This is a genomic window from Phycisphaerales bacterium, from assembly GCA_040217175.1.
GTDB lineage: Bacteria > Planctomycetota > Phycisphaerae > Phycisphaerales > UBA1924 > JAHCJI01.
Window position 1 is genome coordinate 1605543 of record JAVJNT010000002.1, and the last position, 22182, is coordinate 1627724.

At 68.9% G+C, this 22182-nt stretch carries 16 protein-coding genes; 12 read left to right on the forward strand and 4 right to left on the reverse strand.

From position 1 onward, the window contains the following. Nucleotides 1-66 precede the first annotated feature (66 nt). Entirely contained in the window at nucleotides 67-264 is a 198-nt protein-coding gene (locus RIA68_14075; protein MEQ8318569.1) for a hypothetical protein, read from the forward strand. Here RIA68_14075 and RIA68_14080 read toward each other — a convergent pair. The 3 genes from RIA68_14080 to RIA68_14090 all read right to left on the reverse strand — a co-directional run bounded on the left by RIA68_14080 (nucleotide 261) and on the right by RIA68_14090 (nucleotide 5062). Further along, a complete protein-coding gene (locus RIA68_14080) occupies nucleotides 261-3548 on the reverse strand; it encodes a protein kinase (GenBank protein ID MEQ8318570.1) in 3288 nt (1095 codons plus the stop codon). The genes RIA68_14075 and RIA68_14080 overlap by 4 nt on opposite strands. After that, nucleotides 3548-4165 carry a sigma factor gene (locus RIA68_14085; protein ID MEQ8318571.1) on the reverse strand — a complete coding sequence of 206 codons (618 nt, stop codon included), beginning with the start codon at nucleotides 4163-4165 and terminating at the stop codon, nucleotides 3548-3550. The genes RIA68_14080 and RIA68_14085 overlap by 1 nt, the downstream gene beginning before the upstream one ends. Before the next feature lie 63 nt (nucleotides 4166-4228). Continuing rightward, nucleotides 4229-5062, reverse strand: coding sequence for a segregation/condensation protein A (locus RIA68_14090; GenBank protein ID MEQ8318572.1), 834 nt, complete (start codon nucleotides 5060-5062; stop codon nucleotides 4229-4231). Between the two features lie 39 nt (nucleotides 5063-5101). On the opposite strand from RIA68_14090, the gene RIA68_14095 reads away from it, so the two are divergent. From RIA68_14095 to RIA68_14105, 3 genes are all read left to right on the forward strand, one after another. Further along, a complete protein-coding gene (locus RIA68_14095; protein MEQ8318573.1) occupies nucleotides 5102-6136 on the forward strand; it encodes a KpsF/GutQ family sugar-phosphate isomerase in 1035 nt (344 codons plus the stop codon). Nucleotides 6137-6243: 107 nt separating this feature from the next. Next, the gene (locus RIA68_14100) at nucleotides 6244-8037 is read left to right on the forward strand and encodes an integrin alpha (GenBank protein ID MEQ8318574.1); all 1794 of its coding nucleotides are present in this window, start codon (nucleotides 6244-6246) and stop codon (nucleotides 8035-8037) included. A gap of 87 nt (nucleotides 8038-8124) precedes the next feature. Next, entirely contained in the window at nucleotides 8125-9891 is a 1767-nt protein-coding gene (locus RIA68_14105; GenBank protein MEQ8318575.1) for a GC-type dockerin domain-anchored protein, read from the forward strand. Between the two features lie 99 nt (nucleotides 9892-9990). Here the strand turns inward: RIA68_14105 and RIA68_14110 are convergent, their stop codons facing one another. Continuing rightward, complete coding sequence (locus RIA68_14110; GenBank protein ID MEQ8318576.1) at nucleotides 9991-10641, reverse strand: hypothetical protein; 651 nt, start codon at nucleotides 10639-10641, stop codon at nucleotides 9991-9993. A 961-nt stretch (nucleotides 10642-11602) separates the two neighbouring features. Between RIA68_14110 and RIA68_14115 the strand changes: the two genes are divergently transcribed. The 8 genes from RIA68_14115 to RIA68_14150 all read left to right on the forward strand — a co-directional run bounded on the left by RIA68_14115 (nucleotide 11603) and on the right by RIA68_14150 (nucleotide 22178). Beyond that, nucleotides 11603-13252 carry an FG-GAP-like repeat-containing protein gene (locus RIA68_14115; protein ID MEQ8318577.1) on the forward strand — a complete coding sequence of 550 codons (1650 nt, stop codon included), beginning with the start codon at nucleotides 11603-11605 and terminating at the stop codon, nucleotides 13250-13252. Nucleotides 13253-13435: 183 nt separating this feature from the next. After that, the gene (locus RIA68_14120; GenBank protein ID MEQ8318578.1) at nucleotides 13436-15025 is read left to right on the forward strand and encodes a hypothetical protein; all 1590 of its coding nucleotides are present in this window, start codon (nucleotides 13436-13438) and stop codon (nucleotides 15023-15025) included. A gap of 264 nt (nucleotides 15026-15289) precedes the next feature. Then, a complete protein-coding gene (locus RIA68_14125; GenBank protein ID MEQ8318579.1) occupies nucleotides 15290-17218 on the forward strand; it encodes an amino acid carrier protein in 1929 nt (642 codons plus the stop codon). A gap of 48 nt (nucleotides 17219-17266) precedes the next feature. After that, nucleotides 17267-17830 carry a hypothetical protein gene (locus RIA68_14130; protein MEQ8318580.1) on the forward strand — a complete coding sequence of 188 codons (564 nt, stop codon included), beginning with the start codon at nucleotides 17267-17269 and terminating at the stop codon, nucleotides 17828-17830. A 65-nt stretch (nucleotides 17831-17895) separates the two neighbouring features. Beyond that, nucleotides 17896-19587 (forward strand): SPFH domain-containing protein, encoded by a 1692-nt coding sequence (locus tag RIA68_14135; GenBank protein MEQ8318581.1) that lies wholly within the window; start codon nucleotides 17896-17898, stop codon nucleotides 19585-19587. A gap of 33 nt (nucleotides 19588-19620) precedes the next feature. Then, complete coding sequence (locus RIA68_14140) at nucleotides 19621-20610, forward strand: hypothetical protein (GenBank protein ID MEQ8318582.1); 990 nt, start codon at nucleotides 19621-19623, stop codon at nucleotides 20608-20610. Between the two features lie 184 nt (nucleotides 20611-20794). Beyond that, the gene (locus RIA68_14145; protein MEQ8318583.1) at nucleotides 20795-21400 is read left to right on the forward strand and encodes a YciI family protein; all 606 of its coding nucleotides are present in this window, start codon (nucleotides 20795-20797) and stop codon (nucleotides 21398-21400) included. Between the two features lie 79 nt (nucleotides 21401-21479). Beyond that, the gene (locus tag RIA68_14150; GenBank protein ID MEQ8318584.1) at nucleotides 21480-22178 is read left to right on the forward strand and encodes a hypothetical protein; all 699 of its coding nucleotides are present in this window, start codon (nucleotides 21480-21482) and stop codon (nucleotides 22176-22178) included. Nucleotides 22179-22182: the final 4 nt, after the last annotated feature.

Here is a 22182-nt window from a genome sequence, read left to right on the forward strand (position 1 = left end):
CCCCCGTTCGATGCGGGGGCGTGGCTTTTGCGGGACGGACACGGGATGGTGGGTTCGGAGGTCGTCATGCGGTCGATGATCGCGTTCCTGGTGCTCGGAGGGGCCTTGCTCGTGCTTGCGTCGATCGCGATCGGCGTCATGGTGAGCATCGGCAGCGGGCGACCGAGCTGGCTGCTCATCGGCGTGTTCGCGTTCGACTCGCTCGTCTTGTTTGGGCTCTTCGCATTGCTGGCCCGACGCCGCAACGGTGGGGCATCGCACTAGCGCAACGCCGATGGTTCCCGTGTCTGCGGTTCGTCGTCGCGCCAGTATGCTTCGTTGCCGCGGATGTAGGCGCGCAGGCGGTCGAGGTCGCTCACGCCGATCCATGCGTCCTCGCCCGAGGTCAGCATCGTGCTGCCATCGCGGCCGAAGGCGATCGAAAATACCGAGCGGTCGTGCACCGGGAGCCTGGCGATCTCGGTGCCTGCCTGCGGATCGCAGACGATGACCGACCCTCCGGGCCCGACGACGAAGAGCACGTCGCCCGCCGGGTGGAACGCCAGGTCGTACGCGCCCCACGGCAGGCCGGGGATGGTGCCCAGCGGCCGGCCGGTGGTCGCATCCCATAGCCGGATCGTGCGATCGTCTGATGCGACGGCGATCCGCGAGCCGTCGGGAGACCAGGCGACGGCCCTGACGAAGTCGTGATGGCCGTTGAACCTGCCGACTTCGTGACCCGTTGCGACGTCGAGCATGACGGCGTGCTGGTGTTCCGCGACGGCGGCGCACAGCAGGTGCCGGCCATCGGGGCTGAAGCGGATCATCGGGATGCGCGACGCCTCGAAGCCAATCACGCGTGCGTCGGCGCCGGCCATATTCTGCCAGATGCGAACGAACCCGTCCGCGGCGCCGACGGCGATCCACGCGTCGTCGGGGCTGAAGCGCGCGCTCCACAGACGTGGGAGCCCTTCAGCGATGAGGCGAACGTGCTCGCCGTTGCGGTTCCAGATCACGACGCGCCCGTCGAACCCGGCGGTCAGGATGGACGAGCCGTCGGCGGAGAACGCAACGGAGGTGATGACGCCAGCGTGGGCGTCCTCGACCTCGATCGCGTCCCGCTGGCCCGGCGGCTTGATGAACAGGCTGCCGCGATCGTCGCCCCACGCCAGGGCGCCATCGGCGGCGCAGGCGATCGACGCGTGCGTCGTGTCGCTCGTCTCGAGGCGCTCCAGCCACGGCCGATCGAGGGTGTCGTAGACGGCGACGTCCGAGCCCTCGTGCGAGATCGCCACGAGTCCCGACCGTTCGTCGATCGCCATCGCGAGGGACCGCCGGCCGGTGTCGATGCGGCCGCGTGGCTCTAGCGTGGGCAGGGACAGTGGCACGAGCACGCCGAAGCGATCGATCGCGTAGAGCGTGCTTCCCCGGGGGCCGAAGGCGAGCCTGTCGACCTCCTTCGTGTCGGTCTTGCGGAGTTCCAGCGGCGTTGGGGTTCCCGTGGCGTCGAAGAGCATTATGGTGTTGTCGATGGTTGCCGCCAGCAGGCGGCCGTCCGGGGAGAGCATCAGGCATCGGGCCGGCTGCTTCGGGTCGAGGTGGGCGTCGGCTCCGAGTGAGATAGAGGAGGTCTCACTCCAGTCCGGCGGCCGGTGCATCGTGATCCGGCGGCCGGGCGATGCGTGTCCGGCAAGGAGCGTTGGGCCACCATCGTGCTCGCTGAGCGTGATGAACGGGATGTTTCTGCCGAGCAGCATCGCGTGCGACGGTTCGTATACGTTTCGGACGAACACCTGACCCGATCCGCCTTCATTGTGACTCGCGAGGAAGCGGCCGTCGTTGCTCACGGTCATGAATGCATGTGACCCTTCTGCGTCGCAAACTATCTGTGCGATTGGTCCGAGCGCATGGGCATCTCGCAAGACGGCGACACCACCGCCGAGGCCGACGCTGAAGCGTCCGTTCGCGCTCGCAAAGGTCGCGTCGACGGTGTGCTCATCGTCGAACAATGCCTGCATCGAAGCAAGCCTGCCCTCGAGGCCCCAGGCGAATCTCGTGCCCGTTGCATCGATGGCCCAGACCAGGCCGTCGGGGTCGAATCCGATCGCAACGCAGCGCGCCTGCGTCCGGCGACGCATGATCCGCGGACGCGAGGCGTAGAACTCCGCGAGCGACCACGCCGAACGGAGTTGCTCGGCCGTTCCTTCGAGGCAGAGGTTCGGCCCGGTGTCGAGGCCGTTACGCATGGCCTCGGCCCACAGGATGGCCTCGGCGCGGTCGGCGTCTCCGACGGCGGCCATGAGGCGCGCACGCTGGACGTTGCTCTCCGAGAGTGTTGCCTCGGCGTCGCGACGCGAGCGGTCGAGATCGGCCGCCAGCAGCGCGAAGCCGACCGCCGCCACGAGCGTGGTGACCGCGACGAGCGCAACGGCGATGGTCGCGGCACGATTGCGGAGCAGCAGCTTCCGAACGACGTAGGCCGTGCTTTCGCGTCGTGCAGCGATCGGATAGCCGTGCAGGTAGCTGTCGATGTCTTCGGCGAGCGCAGCGGCGCTGGCATATCGGCGGTGGGGTTCCTTGGCCAAGCAGCGGAGGATGATGGTTTCGACGTCGCCGGGTAGCTTGGGGACGTGGCGGCGCAGCGGCGTGGGGGTCGTGTGCGCGGCGTGCTGGGCCACCAGGCGCATCGACCCGTCGCACGGATAGGGCATGCAGTCGGTCAGGAGCTGGTACAGCACCATGCCTAGCGAGTAGACGTCTCCGGGAGCGCCCGCGTCCTCGGGATGTTCATCGAGGCGTTCGGGCGCGGCGTAGGCGGGCGTGCCGGCGAACTCCTGCGTGACGGCGGCGTCGCGTGGGTCGGCCGACGACCGCGCGAGCCCGAAGTCGAGCACACGCGGCACGCCCTGCTCGTCGACGAGCACGTTGCTGGGCTTGAGATCACGGTGGATCACGCCCGCCGCGTGGGCGTGTCCGACGCCCCGGGCGACCTGGAGCCCGAGCCGCATCACCGCGTCGGTGCGCGACCTCGAGCCCGGGTGCGCCGGGCCCAGCGTCTCGCGGACGAACCGGTCGAGCGCGACGCCCCGCACGAACTCCATGGCGACGTAGCGGCCCCCGTCGGTGGAGGATCCGGACTGGTACACCGACACGATGTTGGGGTGGCGGAGCTGGGCTGCCAGCTCGATCTCGCGCTCGAACCGGCGGAGCTGCCGCGGCGTGGCGAAGGCGCCGCCAAGGAGCATCTTGATGGCCACGGGCCGGCTCGGGCGCTCCTGCATCGCGCGGTAGACCACACCCTGCCCGCCGCGGCTGATCTCCTCGACGATGCGGAAGCCCGGGACGGTCTCGGGCAGCGGCGCCTTGGGCTTGGCGAGCGCATCGTCTTTGGCGTCGAAAGCGCGGGCGAGGTCGTCGCCCGCGCTGGCGAGGAACCGATCGTTCTCGCGACACTGCTCGACGTACCGTCGGCACGCCTGGCAGCGAGCGACGTGGCGGGTGACGTGGCGCGGCCCGTCGCGATCCGTCGCCAGTGATTCGAGGACCGAGGCGGTCGGGCAGCGGCCCATCACTCGTCCTCGTCGTAGGCGATGGTCAGTTCGCGAATGAGCTCGCGCAGGCGACCGGTCAGCCGGTTCTTCGCGACGTACACGGCGTCGACGCTCAGGCCGCACTGTCGGGCGACTTCGGCCGCCGGCACGCCGCGGATGGCGAACAGCTCGAAGGCGCGCAGGGTCTCGTCCCGGGTGCGTCCCTCGTCGCGGATGATCGCCAGCGCGCGGGCGATGATCGCACGCTCGCGTTCGCGGCGCCACTCGTCGTGGAGGACGGCGTCGTCGCCCCAGTCTCCGTGCGCGTGAGCGCCGTGGCGGTTGCCCGCGCGACGCAGGCTGCGCGCAACGTTGCCAGCAATGCCGATGAGCCAGGAGCTCAGCCGACCCCGGCCGCGCTCGTACCGGCCTTGGGCGTAGGCCCGCGCGAACTCGGCGAGCGTCTGCTGGGCGATCTCGGCGGCGTCGTCGGGCGCAAACCCTCGCTTGCGGGCCAGGGCGATCAGGATCGGGCGGTATCGGGCGTCGAAGCCTTCCCATGCGGCGGCGTTGGCCGGATCTCGCAGGTCATCCAGCAGCCGCGTGGTGGTACGCGTTCCCAGGGGGCACGGGCCGCTGGGGGGTGGCGTGGACATGGGCGATGATACGCGGGATTGGAGATTAGTGCGGGCATTCCCGATCGCTTGCGTCGATGCCGTTCAGTCGCCGACGTGCTCGCGTTGGGGCGCCTGCCCCTCGACCAACCCCAGCCACACCTGCCCGGGCTCGTCGCCGGTCGGCTCGCCGCGCCATGCCCGGAGGCGGACGTTGCGGATGAGTTCGAGGATGCCCAGGAACATGCCGATGGCCTCGCCGCGGGTGCGGCCGGTGAAGAGGGCGCTGAGGGGCAGGCTGGGCTGGCCGGTCTCTTCGCGGGCGCGTTCGAGGCGGTCGATGGCGTCGGCCTGATGCAATTCGATGGGCGTGTCGTCGTCGGTGACGGTGTGCTCGCCCAGGCGGTCGAACTGGATGGCGCTGGCGATGCGATCGAAGGCTTCGACGAGGTCGGTCAGCGACAGGTCGTCGATGTCGAGCGCCAGGTCTTCCTCGTCCTCGTCGCGCGAGGGGCGGAGTGCTGGGGCGACGCGGGCGCGGGCCTGCCACTGCTCGAGGCGCTGCTCGAGCGCGTCGGCGCGGTCGCGCAGGCGCTTGTACTCGAGGAGCTGGCGGACGAGCTCGGCCCGTGGGTCCTCGGGCTGCTTGTCTTCTTTGGCGTGCTGCCGCTTGGCTGCTTCGACTTCTTCTGGGCTCAGGTTCTCGGCGGCGACGACGCGGCTCTTGATCTCTGCCAGCGTCGCGGCCATGACCAGGAACTCGCCCGCGGTGTCGATGTCGATGGTCGACAGGTCGCTGATGGCCTCCATGTAGCGTTCGGCGATGAGGGCCACGGGGATGTCGTGGATGTCGACCTCATGCACGCGGACGAGGTGCAGGAGCAGGTCCATCGGCCCCTCGAAGGCGTCGACGGCGATGGCGGGGCCGGTGGCGTCCATAGGCGACTCTAGGGCGGGTCCTGCGTCATACCCTCACCGATGACGAGCATGACGACGCCCGAGACCACCGAGCATCTCGAATTGGCCAGCCGGCTCCTCAGGGAAGAGGCCGAGGCGGTCGGCGCGCTCGCGGAGCTTCCGGATGGCTTCGCCAAGGCGGTCGAGATGATCGATGCGTGCGCGCGGGCCGGCGGCACGGTGCTGGTGACCGGGCTCGGCAAGAGCGGGCACGTGGGCGCCAAGATCAGCGCGACGATGGCAAGCCTGGGCATCCCCAGCCACCTCGTGCACCCGACCGAGGCGGCCCACGGCGACCTTGGGCGCTTCCGGCCGAGCGATCTCGTGCTCGCGCTGAGCTTCAGCGGCAAGACCGCCGAGGTCGTGGCGCTGTGCGGGCTGCTGCGTCAGGACGGACTCAAGATCATCACCATCACCGGCAGGAAACCGGAGGCCGGCAGTGCGCCCGACCCGCTCAGCCGCCTCGCCACCGTGCCGCTGTACCTCGGCCTGAAGCACGAGGCGTTGCATCCACGCTTTAGTGCGCCCACGGCCTCGACGACCGCGACGCTGGCGCTCGGCGATGCGCTGGCGATCTCGGCGGCGGCGCGTCGTGGATTCACCGACGCCGACTTTGCGAGACGCCACCCCGGCGGTGCGCTCGGCGGGGCGTTGCGCCCGGTCATGGACATTGCCCGCTGCACCATCGACGACCACCTGCCCGTGGCGCCCGAGCGCGTGAGCGTCATCGAGGCCCAGCACGCCGTGCAACTCAAGAGCGGCCGCCGGCCCGGCGCGATCTTGCTGGTGGACGATCGCGGCGTGCTGACCGGCATCTTCACCGACGGCGACCTGCGAAGGCTGGTCCTGCGCGACCGTACGGAGCTCGATCGCCCCATCGCAGAGGTCATGACGAGGCAGCCGCGCACGATCAACAGCGACGCGCTCGCGCGCGACGCGGTGGCGCTCGTGCTCGAGCATCGACAGGACGAGGTGCCGATCGTGGACGGTGATGGAAGGCCGGTGGGGTTGCTCGACGTGCAGGACCTCGTGGCGCTGAAGCTCGTCGAAGGCTGATCGGCCACCGAAACTTTCGCGAAACGCTTGCAACATTGCCGTATTCTCGTGGTATAACCGTGGGAAGACGCGTGTGTTCGTGCGCGCGGGAAGGGGAGTCAGCAATGATGCGTACCACGGGAACCACCGCTATCTCGTCTATCGTCGCGGTTTGCGGCCTTGCGATCACCGCCAGCGAGCTGCTTGCCCAGGGGCCGCTCGGTGAGCCGTTCCCGCCGATCCTGGAGTTGGCGGACCTCGACGGCCAGATCGGGTTCCGGATCGACAGCGTCTTGGCATCGGATCGGCTTGGCTGGTCCGTTGGTGCGCTCGGCGATATCAACGGTGACGGCGTCGACGACGTGATCGTCGGGGCGCCCTTCGCCAACCCGGATGGCATGAATCCCGCTGGCGGTGCGGCGTTCGTCTTCTTCGGATCGGCGACCGGGTTTCCTGCGATCGTCGATGCCGCATTACTCGACGGGACCAACGGGTTCGTTGCCCAGGGCTCCCGGGAGCCCGGCCCGACGGGCCGCGGCGAGCGGGCCGGTACCGCCGTCGCGGGCGCGGGCGACTTGAACGGTGACGGCGTGGCCGATGCCATCATCGGGGCGCCCCGTGCCGGCGAGCGTTACGTCCGGACGAATGCCGGCGCGAGCTACGTCGTGTTCGGCCGCGGCGATGGCGCATTCGATCCCGCCGTTCGTCTGGCGGACCTCGACGGTGACACCGGGTTTGTCGTGCCGGGCCTCGACAAGGGCGATAACAACGGCGACGCCGTGTCGTCTGCGGGCGACATCAACGGCGACGGCTTCGACGACGTCCTCATCGGGGTGCGCGGCGGCGGCGAGGGCACGTATGGGGGCGGCGGCTACTACCCGTACTACTACTGCTGCCCGGGCGAGGCGTACGTCATCTACGGGCGCGACGTCGCCGGCGGGGCGAGCTTCCCGGCCGAGCTCGTGTTCGATCCGGACGCGCAGGACGACGGATTTGCCGTCTTCGGCGAGGACGTCCGGGGCAACCTTGGCGGTGCCGTCGCCAGCGCGGGCGACGTCAACGGCGACGGATTCGAAGACGTACTCGTCAGCGCGCCGGAGTATCGCACGTACTACGGCGCGACGCACGTGATCTTCGGCCAGCCGACGGGATCGGCGTCGTCGTTCAACGTGCGGGACATCGACGGCACGAACGGATTCACGATCCGGACCGTTCCGTTTGTGGGTTTCACTTTTTCCGCCGACGACGTGGACACTGCCGGTGATCTGAACGGCGACGGCGTGGATGATGTGATCGTGAACTCGCGATACGACGGCGCGTTCGTGGTCTTCGGCCGGACCGATGGATTCCCGGCCGACGTCATCCTCGAGGACCTCGATGGCACCGACGGATTCCGATTGACCGGTACGCGGACTTCCGACGTGGCCGGCATCGGCGACTTCAATGGCGACGGGGTCGATGACATCGCCGTAGGCGACTGGCTCGCGACGACGGGGGCCGGCATGCGTGCAGGGGCCGTGTACGTCGTGTTCGGGAGCCGCGACGGGTTTGCGGCGGAACTCGATCTGCTCATGCTCGACGGCGAAAACGGGTTCCGCATCGATGGCAGCGTTGAGAACGACGGCGTTGGTTCTGTCGTCTCGGCCGCGGGCGACGTCAACGACGACGGCAACGCCGACCTGTTGATCGGTACGCGCGACCAGATCACTGGCGACAACGACATCGGGGCCTACGTGGTCTTCGGCCGCCGCTCGTGCCCGGCCGACCTCGACGGCGACGGCGAGCTGACCATCTTTGACTTCCTCGAGTTCCAGAACCTGTTCGCCACGGGCGACCCGCGAGCCGACTTCGACGGCGATGGTGACCTCACGCTCTTCGACTTCCTGGCGTTCCAGAACGCGTTCGACGCGGGCTGCGGCTAGGCGGCCGTCCGCTCGCTCGTTCGCCCCGATGGCGCCTCGTCCATTGGGTCGGCGCACCGATGGAGCACCTTGCAAGGGAGGCATGCGATGATCATGGGACGAACGAGCGGGCGTGCGACGGTGCTCATGGTGGTCGCCGGCCTTCCGGCATCGGCCTTGGCCCAGGGGCCGCTGAGCGAGCCCTTCCCGGCCGTGCTGCAGACCGACGAGATCGACGGCGAGATCGGATTCGTCATCGATGGTGTCGACTCGGGAGACACGTTCGGCCTGTCCGTCGGCGCCCTGCACGATTTCAACGGCGACGGGATCGACGACGCCATCATCGGCGCGCCCAATGCCAGCCCGGCCGGAGAGCCCCTGGCCGGCAAGGCCTACGTCGTGTTCGGTTCGGCGGCCGGCTTCCCGGCGGTGTTCGAGGCTTCGGGCCTCAACGGCAGCAATGGCTTCGCCCTCGAAGGCGTGCGCGGCGCGTTCGGCGGGGAGCGAGCCGGCTGGGCCGTCGCCGGCGCGGGCGACGTCAACGGCGACGGCGTGGGCGATGCCATCATCGGTGCCGACCGCGCGACGTTCCCGGGCATCGCCGGATTCGCCGGGAAGGCCTACGTGGTCTTCGGACGCCAGGACGGCGTCTTCGAGCCGCGCTCGTCCCTCGATGATCTCGACGGCTCCGATGGGTTCGTGCTCACGGGCGTCGACGACGCCGACAACGCCGGCCGATCGGTCTCGTCGGCGGGCGACACCAACGGCGACGGCATCGGCGACGTCATCGTCGGCGTGCCCGGCCGCGGCACCGGAAGCTACTCGGGCGGGTACTACCGCTGCTGCCCGGGCGCGGGCTACGTGATCTTCGGCCGCGACGCAGCGAGCGGGGCCGCGTTCGACGCCCGGGAGCCGCTCGGTCCGGTCCTTCCGCGGGACGATGGGTACGCCATCAACGGCGGCGACCTCGAGGGCGATGCCGGCTTCGCCGTGGCTTCGGCCGGGGACGTGAACGGCGATGGCCTGACAGACCTCGTCTTGAGCGCGCCCGACGTCGACACGTACTACGGCGAGTGCTACGTGGTCTTCGGCAGGCCGGCCGCGAGTGCGTCCTCGATCAGCGTGCGATCGCTCAACGGGACCAACGGCTTCAGGCTCACCGCGCCCCAGGCCAGCCCGTTCAACCACATCGGGCGCTTCGTCGATACGGCGGGCGACTTCAACGGCGACGGGATCGACGACGTGCTGATCGGCACGTTCGCCGGCGCCTTCGTCGTCTTCGGACGCGACGACGGCTTCCCGGCCGAGGTCGACCTGGGCGCACTCGACGGCACGGACGGCCTGTGGCTGCGGGCCTTCGGCGGGAGCGACGTGGCGGCCATCGGCGACGTCAACGGCGACGGGATCGACGACGTGGCCGTGAGCGATGCGTACGCGGCCGGGCCCTCGGGCATGTTCTCGGGAGAGGTCTACGTCGTCTTCGGCAGCCGCGACGCCTTCCCGAGCACGCTGAACCTCACCGGGCTCGACGGGTCCGACGGCTTCCGCTTCGCGGCCAGCGTGGCCGGCGAGGGCGTGGGTCGCAGCGTGTCGGCGGCCGGCGACCTCAACCACGACGGCCGCGACGACCTGCTCGTGGGCGTCGTCAACGTGGGCTCGGGCACGGGGCCGGGCAAGGCCATCGTCGTCTACGGCCGGTCCTCGGCGTGCGCGGCCGATCTCGACGGCGACGGCGAGCTCACCATCTTCGACTTCCTCGAGTTCCAGAACCTCTTCGACGCCGGCGACCCGCGCGCCGACTTCGACGGCGACGGCTCGCTGACCATCTTCGACTTCCTGGCGTTCCAGAACGCGTTCGACGCGGGCTGCGGCTGACCGACGCGCGCCAACGCAGCGACGACCGGGAAGCGTGGCCCTACGGGCGGCGTCCCGGTCGTCGTTGCGGAGCATCGAGCCAGGGTCGCTCGCGCGGCCCTACGCCGCCTGCTCGCCCTGCTGGCCCTGATTGCCCGCGCCGAAGCGCACGACCATCGGCTCGCCGGGCACGCGGTTGTCCGTGTGCACGGCGATGATCTGGTAGACCACCGGCGTCGCCCCGCTGGGCACGGTGTCGTCGGTAAACACCTTGTCGCTCGTGTCGCCGATGAAGGAGAACGCGAGCTCGCCGGGCAGCTGCCGCACGACGTGGTAGCGCGTGCCGGTCGGGCCCTTGCCCTTCCAGTTGAGCTTGACGCCGCCCTCGTTGGTCACCGTGCTGCGCAGGTCGCTGGGCACGCTGGGCGGGGGCGCCTCGCTGGGGTCGGCGCGCTTGCTGATCTGGGCGAGCTGGTAGACGACGTCGCCGCCCTCGCCACGCGCGTAGGACTTCAGCTCCAGGATCAGGTCGCTGGCGTACGACTTCATCTGGTCGGCCGCCTCGTGCCACGCGGCGGTCGCGGCCTTCGCGGCCGATCTCGCCTCGCCCGCCTCGGTCAGCTTCGTGCGCGCCGTCTGCGCCAAAAGGGTTATGGCCGCGACCTGATCAGCACTCAGGTCGATCGCGGCCTGGTTCTCCGTCCACGGATCGAGGTGCTGCTCGACCCACGAGAGTGCGTCGCCCCGGTCCTGGGGCATGTTGGTGCCCATCGGGCGCCTCCGTTCGAATCGCGCGGGATCCGTTCTCCGCCCGGCCGCCCCACGCGCGTGGCCGGTGCGGTTCGGCGCCCCCGGCCGTGCGGCCGATCGGTCGCCCCGATGCCTGCCGGCCCCGCCCGACGCATCGGGCTTGCTCGGGGCCACACCAAACGTCGACGGCCTGGAGGGGCGACTTCACTCGGCGTGCGAGGATTCGGTCGACTTTTTTCGCGTCTCGCGCCGGTCGTGCGGGCGGGGGCGGCAAGAACGCAGCAGGCATGGGAAGAATCGAGCGAGGGGCCGGCCGCACGGCGCCGCCGGTTTTTTCGGCGGGCACCCCGCGATCGGCGCGACACCGGGCGTTCTCGGACGCGCGGGCGCGGCCGATCGGTTGCACGCTTGCGTTGGAAGCGAAAAATGGACGGAGCGCCCACTCGAGTAGAAAGAGCTTCCACTCGAGTGGACGGGGCTTCCAGTCGAATAGAAGGAGCTTCCAGTCGAGTGGACGGGGCTTTCAGTCGAGTGTTCGGAGCATCCAGTCGAGTGAAGCGAGCGTCCAGTCGCGTGGTGGGCGCGGCGCCTCGAGTCGCCGGCGCCTCGGGCCGAGCCGGTTGAACCGCTGGTCGCGTGCGACGAGCCCGCGGCCGATCGGGAGGCGTCGATCCGCTCGCGTGGTGGGCATGCGGTCGGACGCGGCGCCCCGCGGCGCGACGACGCCCGAACGACCACCGAGCACGCCGACGCCGAGCACGCCAGCGCCGGGGCAATCGCCCTTGATCGGCCCGCCGCGTTCTGGTACATTGTTCGAGCCGACGACCCGGATTTGATGGAATGGAGGTGCTCGGTAATGCCGCTGCGAGGGATCATCCGAGCGGACGCGTTTGTTCTGGCAGCGGGCATTCCGGTTGCATGCTCTCCATCGGCCTGCGCCCAGAGCGATCCGCTTGGCGAGCCGTTTCCGGGTATCCTTACCTTGTCCGCACTCCTACCGAGCTCCGGCGGCGACGGCACGCTTGGATACGTCCTGGAGGGCATCGAGCCGGGAGATCGCAGCGGCTTCTCGGTTGCGGCCGCCGGCGACGTCAACGGAGACGGGATCGATGACTTCTTGATCGGCGCACCTCGGGCCAGCGGCCTGCGACATGCCGCCGGCGAGGCGTTCTTGGTCTTTGGAGCGGTCGAGTCGAGCGGGCCGGTGTTGCAACTGGCAGACCTGGATGGACGAAACGGCGTTCGGTTCCTCGGTGGCACGCAATACAGCGCCGACGAAGCCGGCTACGCCGTTTCGGGCGTCGGTGACGTTAATGGTGACGGGCTGGACGATTTCGCCATCGGCTCGCCCTGGGCATACGGCTCATATCCCGACCGCACGCCCGTGGGGTATGCGCACGTCATCTTTGGAAGAGACGGCGCGTACCCGGCCGACGAGCGCTTGAACTACCCCACGCTAGCGCAAGCCCGCGTCCGCGGATGGTCTGCCAGCGGGCAACTCGGCGCTGATCTGGCCGCGGCCGGGGACTTCAACGGGGACGGATTCCAAGACGTACTGGTCGGTCACAAGTTCGGAGACGAGTACCCCGACGTCTATTCGGGCCGAGCATACGTCGTCTTTGGGGGACCCGGCCTCCCACGCGACTTCCACGTGCACGACCTGCCCGTGAGTGTTGGGGTGACCATCCGAGGGGACGAAGGCGATAGGGCCGGCACGACGGTGCGTTGGGGCGGCGACTTCAACGGCGACGGCATGGACGAGATCATCGTTGCCGGAGACACGCGCATCTGGCCGACCAAACGCAACGCTCGTGCGTATGTGATCTATGGCAGGGGATCGGCTCACCCTACGGCGATCGAGTTGGCCGACCTGGGTTTCGGTGCAGGTTTTCGGCTCGACAACGCGTCAAGCCAAGGTGCCGCGCCGATCGCCGCGGCCGGGGACCTGAACGGCGACGGCTTCGACGATCTCGTCTTGGGACAACCCTTCGTGGACGTGGACGGCGTCAAGGGCGCCGGCCAGGTACTCGTACTGTTCGGCCGGCCGTGGGCTCTGCCATCGTTCTTTGATCTTGACGTCCGGCTCGACGTACTCGGTGGATTCCGCGTCATTGGCTCCAGCGAGGACGAGTGGCTCGGCCATCTCGTGTCTCCCGCGGGCGACGTAAACGGAGACGGAGTGGATGATCTACTCATCGCCAACGCCGTTCGGGGCGTCGAGTCACGGTCCGTCTACGTACTCTTCGGGGCTCGCGACGGATTTCCCGACGCGATCCGTTCGGACGAAATTGCAGCTCGGTTCGGCGTCGCGATCACGCCCGAGGCGGGCATACGTCCATCGACGCTGGCGGGCGTCGGGGACGCCAACGGCGACGGCGTTGATGACATCGCGATAGGAGCGCATTGGGACCTCGACGCGACGGGCCGCACGTTTCTCCTATTTGGTCGTCATGCAGCAGCGGAGTGCCCGGCCGACCTCGACGGCGACGGCGAACTCACCATCTTCGACTTCCTCGAGTTCCAGAACCTCTTCGACGCAGGCGACCCGCGCGCCGACTTCGACGGCGACGGCTCGCTGACCATCTTCGACTTCCTGGCCTTCCAGAACGCGTTCGACGCGGGCTGTCCGTAGGGAGGGCAGCGCCGGATCACGATTGCTCGGCGAGCCCACCCTCGCGGCTCGGAAAGAGGGCGATCACCGCCCGCGGCTTCCCGCATCCCCGCTGGAACCCTTCTCCACGCCCCTCTAGCCTCTTGAGACCGGTCCGCCGACCCCCTCGCCGCGCGACGGACCCGATCTGGAGCGTGTTGTCCCATGAACCTCGGCCAGTTCTTCGAGCATTGGAGCATCGCCGAGAACCCTTTCCGGGGCGAAGAGGCCCGCCACGATGCGGTCTTTGCGCGGCTGACCGCCGAGCCGGGGGGGGACCGGGTCGACGTCGCCAAGGACGTACGCGAGGGCGAGGCGCTCGGGCCCGAGACGCTCCCGCGCGGCGATGCGCGGCACAGCGACTTCGAGAAGATCGTCGGCGACCTCCGCCGCCCCAGCACCTCGATCGTCTTCGGCGAGAAGGGCAGCGGCAAGACCGCCCTCCGCCTGCAGATCGAGGGACGCGTGCACGCCCACAACCGCGGCCACCCGACCGAGCGCGTCCTCCTGATCGCCCACGACGACCTCAACGCCGTCATCGACCGCTACCACGAACGCAGCGGCCAGGACACCGCGCTCGAGAGCCTCTCGCACTTCCGCCTGGTCGACCACGTCGACGCCATGCTGCTGTGGGCGACGCCCCGGCTGGTCGACGCGCTGCTCGAGGAGTCGGCGGCCGAGGCGCTCGAACTGGCCGAGGGGCAGCGCAAGAGCCTGCGTAAGCTCGACGACGGGGCGCGACGCGACCTGCTCTTGTTGCAGGCCGTGTACGACCGGCCCGACGTCGCCGACGTGCGCACGGCACGGCTCCGCAAGGCCCTGAAGCTGCCGCGCGGCGGCGGCAAGCTCGCGTGGGACGTGGTGCTCTTCGCAGGCTGGATCCTGCCGCTGGCGGCGCTCATCGGCTGGTGGCAGCTGGGCGGACTGCCCGACGTCGTGTGGTGGGTGCTCGTCGCGGCGGGCGCGGTCGTGTGGGCGGCGGCGGGCGTGAAGCGCCTGGTGCTCGACCGCATGGCGATGCAGCGCCTGGGCAAGAAGGTCCGCAAGCAGGTCCGCGTGAGCGCGCGCGGCGACGCGAGCTACGCCGAGAGCCTCGCCCAGCTCGACCCGGTCTACGCCACCGCCCAGAACCTGCCGACCACCGACGCCGACGACACCCGGTACGCCATGCTCGATCGACTCCGCCGCGTCGTGCGGACGCTCGGCTACCACGGCCTCCTCATCGTCATCGACCGCGTCGACGAGCCGAGCCTCATCAGCGGCAACCCCGAGGCCATGCGGGCGCTCATCTGGCCCTTGCTCAGCAACAAGTTCCTGCAGATGGACGGCGTGGGCGTCAAGATGCTGCTGCCCATCGAGCTTCGGCACGCCCTGTACCGCGAGAGCAGCGCGTTCTTCCAGGAGGCCCGGCTCGACAAGCAGAACCTGGTCGATCGCCTGAGCTGGACCGGCGCGATGCTCTACGACCTGTGCGATGCGCGGCTCAAGGCCTGTCTCGAGCCGGGGGCCAAGCCGATCACGCTGGTCGACCTGTTCGCCGAGGACGTGACCGAGCGCGACCTGGTGGATGCGCTCGACCAGATGCACCAGCCCCGCGACGCGTTCAAGTTCCTGTACCAATGCCTGAGCGAGCACTGCTCGAACGTGACGGCCCAGGAGCAGGCCTGGCGGGTGCCCAGGCTGGTGCTCGAGAGCGTGCGGAAGCAGCAGAGCGAGCGGGTGCAGCAGCTCTACCGGGGCATCAGCCCGGCCTGAAGGCCAGCGACGGGCGAGCCGCGCGGCTCGAAAGCGACAGCTTTCCGACAGGCATGCTGCGCCGCGTAACCAACCGAGATCGGGCGGCATAGGGGTGCCCAAAGTGGCGTCCGGAGCGTCCTTCGGGCCGATGAGGGGTTGAATCCCCGGCCTGCGTGGGGGATGATGCCCCCATCTGAGCGCCACGCGGGGCGCCGGCTCGTTGGGGTCCCGCGCGTTCGCGCCCGTCCGGGCGGCGGCTCGTCAAGAAAGGATCACCAACCCATGGCCGGCATCGAGAGCTTCATCAATACGCTCAACGGTCTGCTCTTCAGCGACTACGTGGTGTTCGCGTTGATCATCGTCGGCCTGCTCTTCACCATCTGGAGCGGCTTCGGCCAGTACCGGGCGCTGACGCACGGCGTGTCGGTCGTCCGCGGCAGGTACGACGACAAGAACGATCCGGGCGCCATCAACCACTTCCAGGCGCTCTCGGCGGCGCTCTCGGCAACGGTCGGGCTGGGCAACATCGGCGGCGTCGCCCTCGCGGTGGCGCTGGGCGGGCCCGGCGCCGTCTTCTGGATGTGGATCATCGGCATCCTGGGCATGGCCCTCAAGATGACCGAGGTCACCCAGAGCATGCTCTACCGCAACACCGACGATCCCGACAACCCGCACGGCGGCCCCATGTTCGTCGTACGCGAGGGCTTCAAGAAGTGGGGGCTCGGCCCGCTGGGCGCCATCTTCGGTGGCGTCTTCTGCGTCACGCTGCTCATCAGCGCCATCACGGGCGGCAACATGTTCCAGGCCTGGAACGTCGCCGACCTGAGCAAGAACTACTTCGAGGTGCCACAGGTCGTCACCGGCATCATCCTGGCGATCGTCGTCGGGCTGGTGATCATCGGCGGCATCAAGCGCATCGGTTCGGTCGCCGGCCGCATCGTGCCGCTGATGTGCGTGCTGTACGTCGCCGCGGCGCTCTACGTCCTCGTCATGAACATCTCGGTCATCCCCGACATGCTCATGCTGATCATCCGCAGCGGCTTGCCGGGCTTCCTTGGCGGGCAGGACCCGCTTCCGGCTGGCGCCTTCCTCGGCGGTACGTTCGCGTACGCGGCGATGTGGGGCGTGAAGCGCGCCCTGTTCAGCTCCGAGGCCGGCCAGGGCTCGAGCCCCATCGCCCACTCGGCGGCCAAGACCGACGAGCCCGTCCGCGAGGGCGTGGTCGCCGGCCTCGAGCCCTTCATCGACACCATCGTGGTGTGCACGCTGACGGCCCTGGTGATCCTGTCCAGCGGCGCGTACAACCGCCCGCCCGAGGCATACGTCGCCGATGATCAGGCGATGCAGGTCGTCCAGGCGACCGACGCCGACGGCCAGCCGATCGAGAATACCTGGACGATGGGCACCGCACCGCTGCCCGGCAAGACCGACGCTGCGAAGCGCACGCTGAGCACGCCCGAGGGCAAGTCCGGCTGGCGCGACGGCGAATCGGTCTTCGTCGTCGTCGAAGCCGACCCCGACGAGAACACCGGCCGCAACCTGCGTCGTCTTGGCGGAACCGTGTCGCGCAATGCCGAGGAACAATGGGTCGTCAACTGGGGCACGATCGAGAGCGAGGCGAGGCCGGAGCTCTGGTCGTCCGGCGATCCGGACGTCGAGTTGCCCGAAGGAGCGATGACGGCCGCGCCCGACGATGCCGGCGTTGGCGTCTACGGCGACTATGCCGGTGCGAGCCTGACCGCGCACGCCTTCGATCGCGTCACGCCGGGGCTCGGCAAGTGGCTCGTGACCGTGGCGGCGTGGCTGTTCGCCGTTTCGACGATGATCTCGTGGAGCTACTACGGCGAGCAGGGCATCTATTACCTGTTCGGCAAGCTGGGCGAGAAGAAGGTCAACGCGATCGTCCTGCTCTACAAGCTCGTCTACTGCCTGCTCATCCTGCTGACGACCATCGCCGCGATGCCGCTGCTGACCGGGCCCGATGGCTCGCCTCGGGCGCTCATCGGCACGGACACGCAGTTGGACATGTGGACGACGCTGGGCCTGGGCGTGATGCTCGTGGCCAACATCCCGATCATGCTCATCTTTGGTAGCCAGGCGATGAAGTCGTACCACGAGTACATCGGTCGCCTGAAGCGGGGCGAACTTGAGGCCGGCGCCCACGAACCGGCGTCGATCAAGGACGTCGCCGAGGGCAAGGACGTGGAGTAATCCGCACGACCTTTTCCCCAACAATGCTGATGAAGGGGAGGGTTCGACATGCTCGAGTGGTTCTTCAACGACGGGGCCGTCTGGTTTGCCGTGCCGGCGTTGTTCGGCACCGGGTTGTTCCTGATCCAGCTATTCCTTGGTGAACTCGGTGGCGATTTCGACATGGATGTCGATGTCGACGCGGACATGAGCGGCGCGGGCGACTTTCGCGCCCTCAGCATCCAGACGATCGCGGCGTTCTGCCTTGGGTCGGGCTGGATGGGCCTTGCGGCCTTCCGGGTGCTCGAACTGGGCATGGTGGGCTCGGTGGCGATCGCGGTCATCAGTGGTCTGGGCGTGGCCTGGCTCATGGCGTGGCTGACACGCCAGTTGTTCAAGCTCCAACGATCTGGCAACATCAGCATCGCCCAAGCGGCGGGGCTAACGGGTGAGGTTGCCGTGACCGTGCCGCCGGCCAATGAGGGTCGCGGCGCCGTGTCGGTCGTCATCAACGGCCGCCGCCGCGAGTACGACTCCGTGCAAGGCGGCGAAGAGGCGATCCGACCGCGCACGAGCGTCCGCATCGTTTCGGTCGACACCCAACAGAACACGCTCTCGGTCGAGCGGGCCTAACGCACGCCCAGCCTATCCTGAAACACTCGATGGCCGCCGGGGAGAGGCGGTGCAAGGGGGAATGCATGTCCACGCTGAACGAATCTTGGCTCCTCTGGATGGACGCGCTCGTCGCATCGAGCGGCTCGGGATCCAGGTTTGGCATCTTCACGATGGTCGGCATCGGCGTCGCACTGTTCGTGGCGCTGCTGGTCATCTGGTTCTTAGCCAGCCGGATCCAACGCTGCCCGCCCAACCGCGTGCTCGTCGTCTGGGGTAGCGCCGGAAAGACCGGCCGCCGTTGCTACAACGGTGGCATCAAGGTCGTGTTCCCGGTCGTCCAGCAGCACGCGTACATGAGCACCGAGCCGCTGGTGATCGACATCCCCCTCGAGGGTGCGCTGTCGCTGAACAACATCCGCGTGAACGTGCCCGCCACGTTTACGGTGCGCATCGCTCCCGATCCGATCCTCATGGCCGCCGCCGCCGAGAACCTGCTGGGCAAGCCGCCGCAGGCCATCCGCGAGCTGGCGCAGGACATCATCCTGGGCCAGCTTCGCCTGGTGATCGCGACGCTCTCGATCGAAGAGATCAACAAGGATCGCGAGAAGTTCGAGAGCCTCATCCGAGAGAACGTGACCCAGGAGATCAACAAGATCGGCCTGGAGCTCATCAACGTCAACATCCGCGACATTACCGACGAGAGCGGCTACATCCGCGCGATCGGCCAGCGTGCGGCGGCCGAGGCCATCAACCAGGCCAAGGTCGAGGTGGCCCAGGCCGACCGCGATGGCGCGACGGGTGAGGCCGTGGCGAATCGCGAGCGCACGGTGAGCGTGGCGCGCGAGGACGCGGCCGCGACCGAGGGCGAGAAGTCGGCCGAGCGCCAGCAGCGCGTCGCGGTTGCCGAGTTCGAGGCCCAGGCCATCACGGGCGAAGCCGAGAGCAAGCGCGACCAGGACATCGCCGTGGCCGAGCGCCGGGCCGAGACCGCCGCCGCGAGCAAGCGCGCCGAGCAGCAGCAGCGCGTTGCCGTTGCCGAAGCCGAAGCCCGCGCGGTCGAGGGCGAGAACTCCAGCCAGGCGCAGATCGCCGAATACAACGCCAAGCTGGCCGAGGTCCGGGCCGAGAGCCGGCGCCGGGCCGACGTGGCGGCCGCCGAGGCGCACGAGGCCATCTTGAAGGCCGAGCGCGAGCAGGAGATCGCCCGCCTGGGCAAGGAAGAGCTCGCGCCGCAGGAGATCGAAAAGGAACGCATCCAGATCGCCGCCGAGGCGCAGGCCGAGAAGCTGCGTCGCGAGGCGCGAGGCGAAGCCGACGCCGTGCTGGCCAAGTACCAGGCCGAAGCCGAGGGCGTCCAGAAGGTCCTCGAGGCCAAGGCCGAGGGCTATCGCCAGCTCATGGCTGCCGCGGCCGACAACCCGCAGGTCGCGCCCACGCTGCTGCTCATCGAGCAGCTCCCCCAGCTCGTGGCCGAGCAGGTCAAGGCCATCAGCAACCTCAAGATCGACAAGATTACGGTGTGGGACACCGGAAGCGGCGGTGCAGGCAGCGGCATCGAGGGCAAGGCCGGCGTGCGAGGCACGACCAGCGACTTCCTGTCGGGACTCATCGGAGCGCTGCCGCCCGTGCATGAGCTGGCCAGACAGGCCGGCGTCGAGTTGCCCGGCGCGCTCGGCCGGGTGCAGGAACCGCGCCGCGAGCGACACGCAACCCCCGATCAGGACGGGCACGACGGGTCTCGGCCCGCCCGCCACCAGGGCGACGGCAGCGCCTGACCGATTTCGGCGAAACCCTTGGAGGATGACACCGTGCATCAACGGAAGATTGGACTCGGACTCGCGATCTCGTCCATGAGCGTGCTCGTGCTGGCAATGCCGGTGCTTGCCCAGCAGTCGACCGACCCGGCCGCCAAGGCCGAGGCGGCAGCGCCGCAGTTCGAGCTCATCGAAGCGGGCGAGAACCCCGAAGAGCGTCGCTACGAGTTCGCGGTCGGCCAGGCGGTCACGCTCCGCATGGTGAACGACGTGCAGATGAAGATGGACATGGGCTTCGGGCTCCAGGGGCAGCCCCTGCCGACGAGCGAGCAGTACATCACCATGCGCGTCGTCGAGGTCGACGACCTCGGCGTGGCCAGCGTGCAACTCGTGATCGACCGAGCCCGCGTGACGCCCGGCCAGGAGGTCGATCCATTCGTGCGCCAAGCCATCGAGGAAGGACTGGCGCCGTACCGGGGAATCCGGGCGCGTTTCAAGCTCGATCCCCGCGGCCGGACGAGCGACGAGGTCGTGACCGACGCCGATGGCATGCCGCTGGCTGATCCGGAGATCCGCCAGTCGATGGAAGAGACCATGAAGGCGTCGGGCGTTGCCCTGCCCGTCGAGCCCATCGGAGCCGGTGCGGTCTGGATCCAGCGTGAAACGATCAGCATCAACGGCGTGACCATGCTCCGCGAGAGCACCCACACCGTCGAGTCGATCGAGGGCGACTCGATGGTCGTGATCTCGGACGTCGGGGTGTCGGCCGAACCACACTTCGTCGAGAACGACATGCTGGCGCCCGGCATGCGGCTCCGGCTCGACGGCACCACCATGAAGGGCTCGGGTCGTTCGGTCTTCTCCCTGGCGGGGCTGGAGACGAGCTTCGAAGTCACGACCTCCGGCGACGTCAACATGACCGTCTTCCAGAACGGCCAGGAGATCGAGATGCGTCAGTGGATCTCGATGACCATCTCGGCCGAGAGCCACGAGGGTCCGCTGCCCGACGCCGATGAGGACGCGACCGACGGGCCGGGGCTCTGAGCGCGTCCCTTCTTCTGAGCAATCCAGGAGCAACCCCGTGATGCATGCGTGCGTGAAGTCGTTGGTGTTGATCGGGCTCGGTGCGGCGCTGTCCGGCTGTGCGTGCGGACCATGCCAGGAGCCTTCGGTCGCGTCGCCACCCGAATCGTCGGCTCCCGCTCGAAATGAATCCCGCGACTACGCGATGGTCTTCATCAAGACCGGCCCGCTGCGCACGCCGACGCCGGCGCAGCAGACCGAGGCCATGCAAGGCCATCGAGCCAACATGCGACGGCTTGCCCAGGAGGGCACGCTGCTCATCGCGGGCCCGCTGGGCGAGCCCAAGAGCGATCCGGACCACCGCGGCATCTTCGTATTCAATGCCGACACGATCGAGAAGGGCGCGGCCCTCGCGGCGACCGATCCCGGAGCGCAGATGGGCGTGTTCGAGATGGACCCGTACCTGCTCTCGACCGATGCGCCTCTGACCGAGCTCACGCGGCTCGAGCGCGAGTTCGAGCAGCGGCGGCTGGACGACCCTGACGTGCCGGACGAGTGGTTCGGCCGGATGTACGTGATGGCGAGCGCGGACTTCGACGACGACCTCTACGAGCAAGTTCGCTCGGCCGAGGGCATCCTGATCGCCGGAACGCTGACGAACCCGCGCGGCCAGGAGCGCGTCTTCGCGTGGGTCGACGCACCGAACGCCGTGCTCGCGTCGGCACTACTGCCCGAGGCCGACTGGACCATGCATGGCTGGTACGGCAGCCCGACCCTGGAAGAGCTACCGGGATTGCAAGCGGTGCGATGAGCACGCGTTCATCGCGGCGAGCGACCGGCGCGGATCACCGTACAATGGTGTCGAACCGCGAACTCCCGGGAGGCCCCGCATGACCGAACAGACTGGACACGGCGAACACGACCACGCGCAGACGCAGGCACGGGCCGAGGCCATCGCGGGCGATGCCACCGCCACCGCCACCGCCGGCGACGTCCGCCGCCGCATCAGCGAGCTCGTTGCCAGCGCCGCCGCGACGCCCGGACGGGCGATCGAGGGCGGCACGAGCGCCGTGCAGCGCGTCGCCCGCGAAGTGCTCGAGGGCGCCAGCAAGGGCGCGCACGCGTTGAGCGATGAGCGCCAGGACTCGGTCATGGCCGAGACGCTCGAGGGCCTGGGCGAGGGGCTGGGCAAGGCCGCGCACGCCACGCAGCTCGCCCTCGAAGAGGCCCGTGCCCGCGGCGAGAGCTTCGCCAAGGACGACGTCAAGGCCGCCATCGACGACCTGCGCGCCGTCGAGGACCTGCTCATGGACTCGGCCTCGCGTCTGGCCCACGCCGCCGGCAGCAACGCGAAGGGCGCTGCGACCGACCTGACCAGCCACGCGGGCCGCGTGTTCGAGGGCATCCGCCCGGCCGTCGAGGGCGCCCTGCGCGAGGCGATGCGTCATCCGGTCGCGACGGCCGGCGATGCGGCGGCGACGACCGTCGACGCGGCGCGACTGGGGGTCGGCGCGCTGTTCGACACGGCCGGCGGGCTGTTGAAGGGCGCCGGCGACATGATCAGCGGCAAGAAGCCCGGCGAGAAGTAGCCGG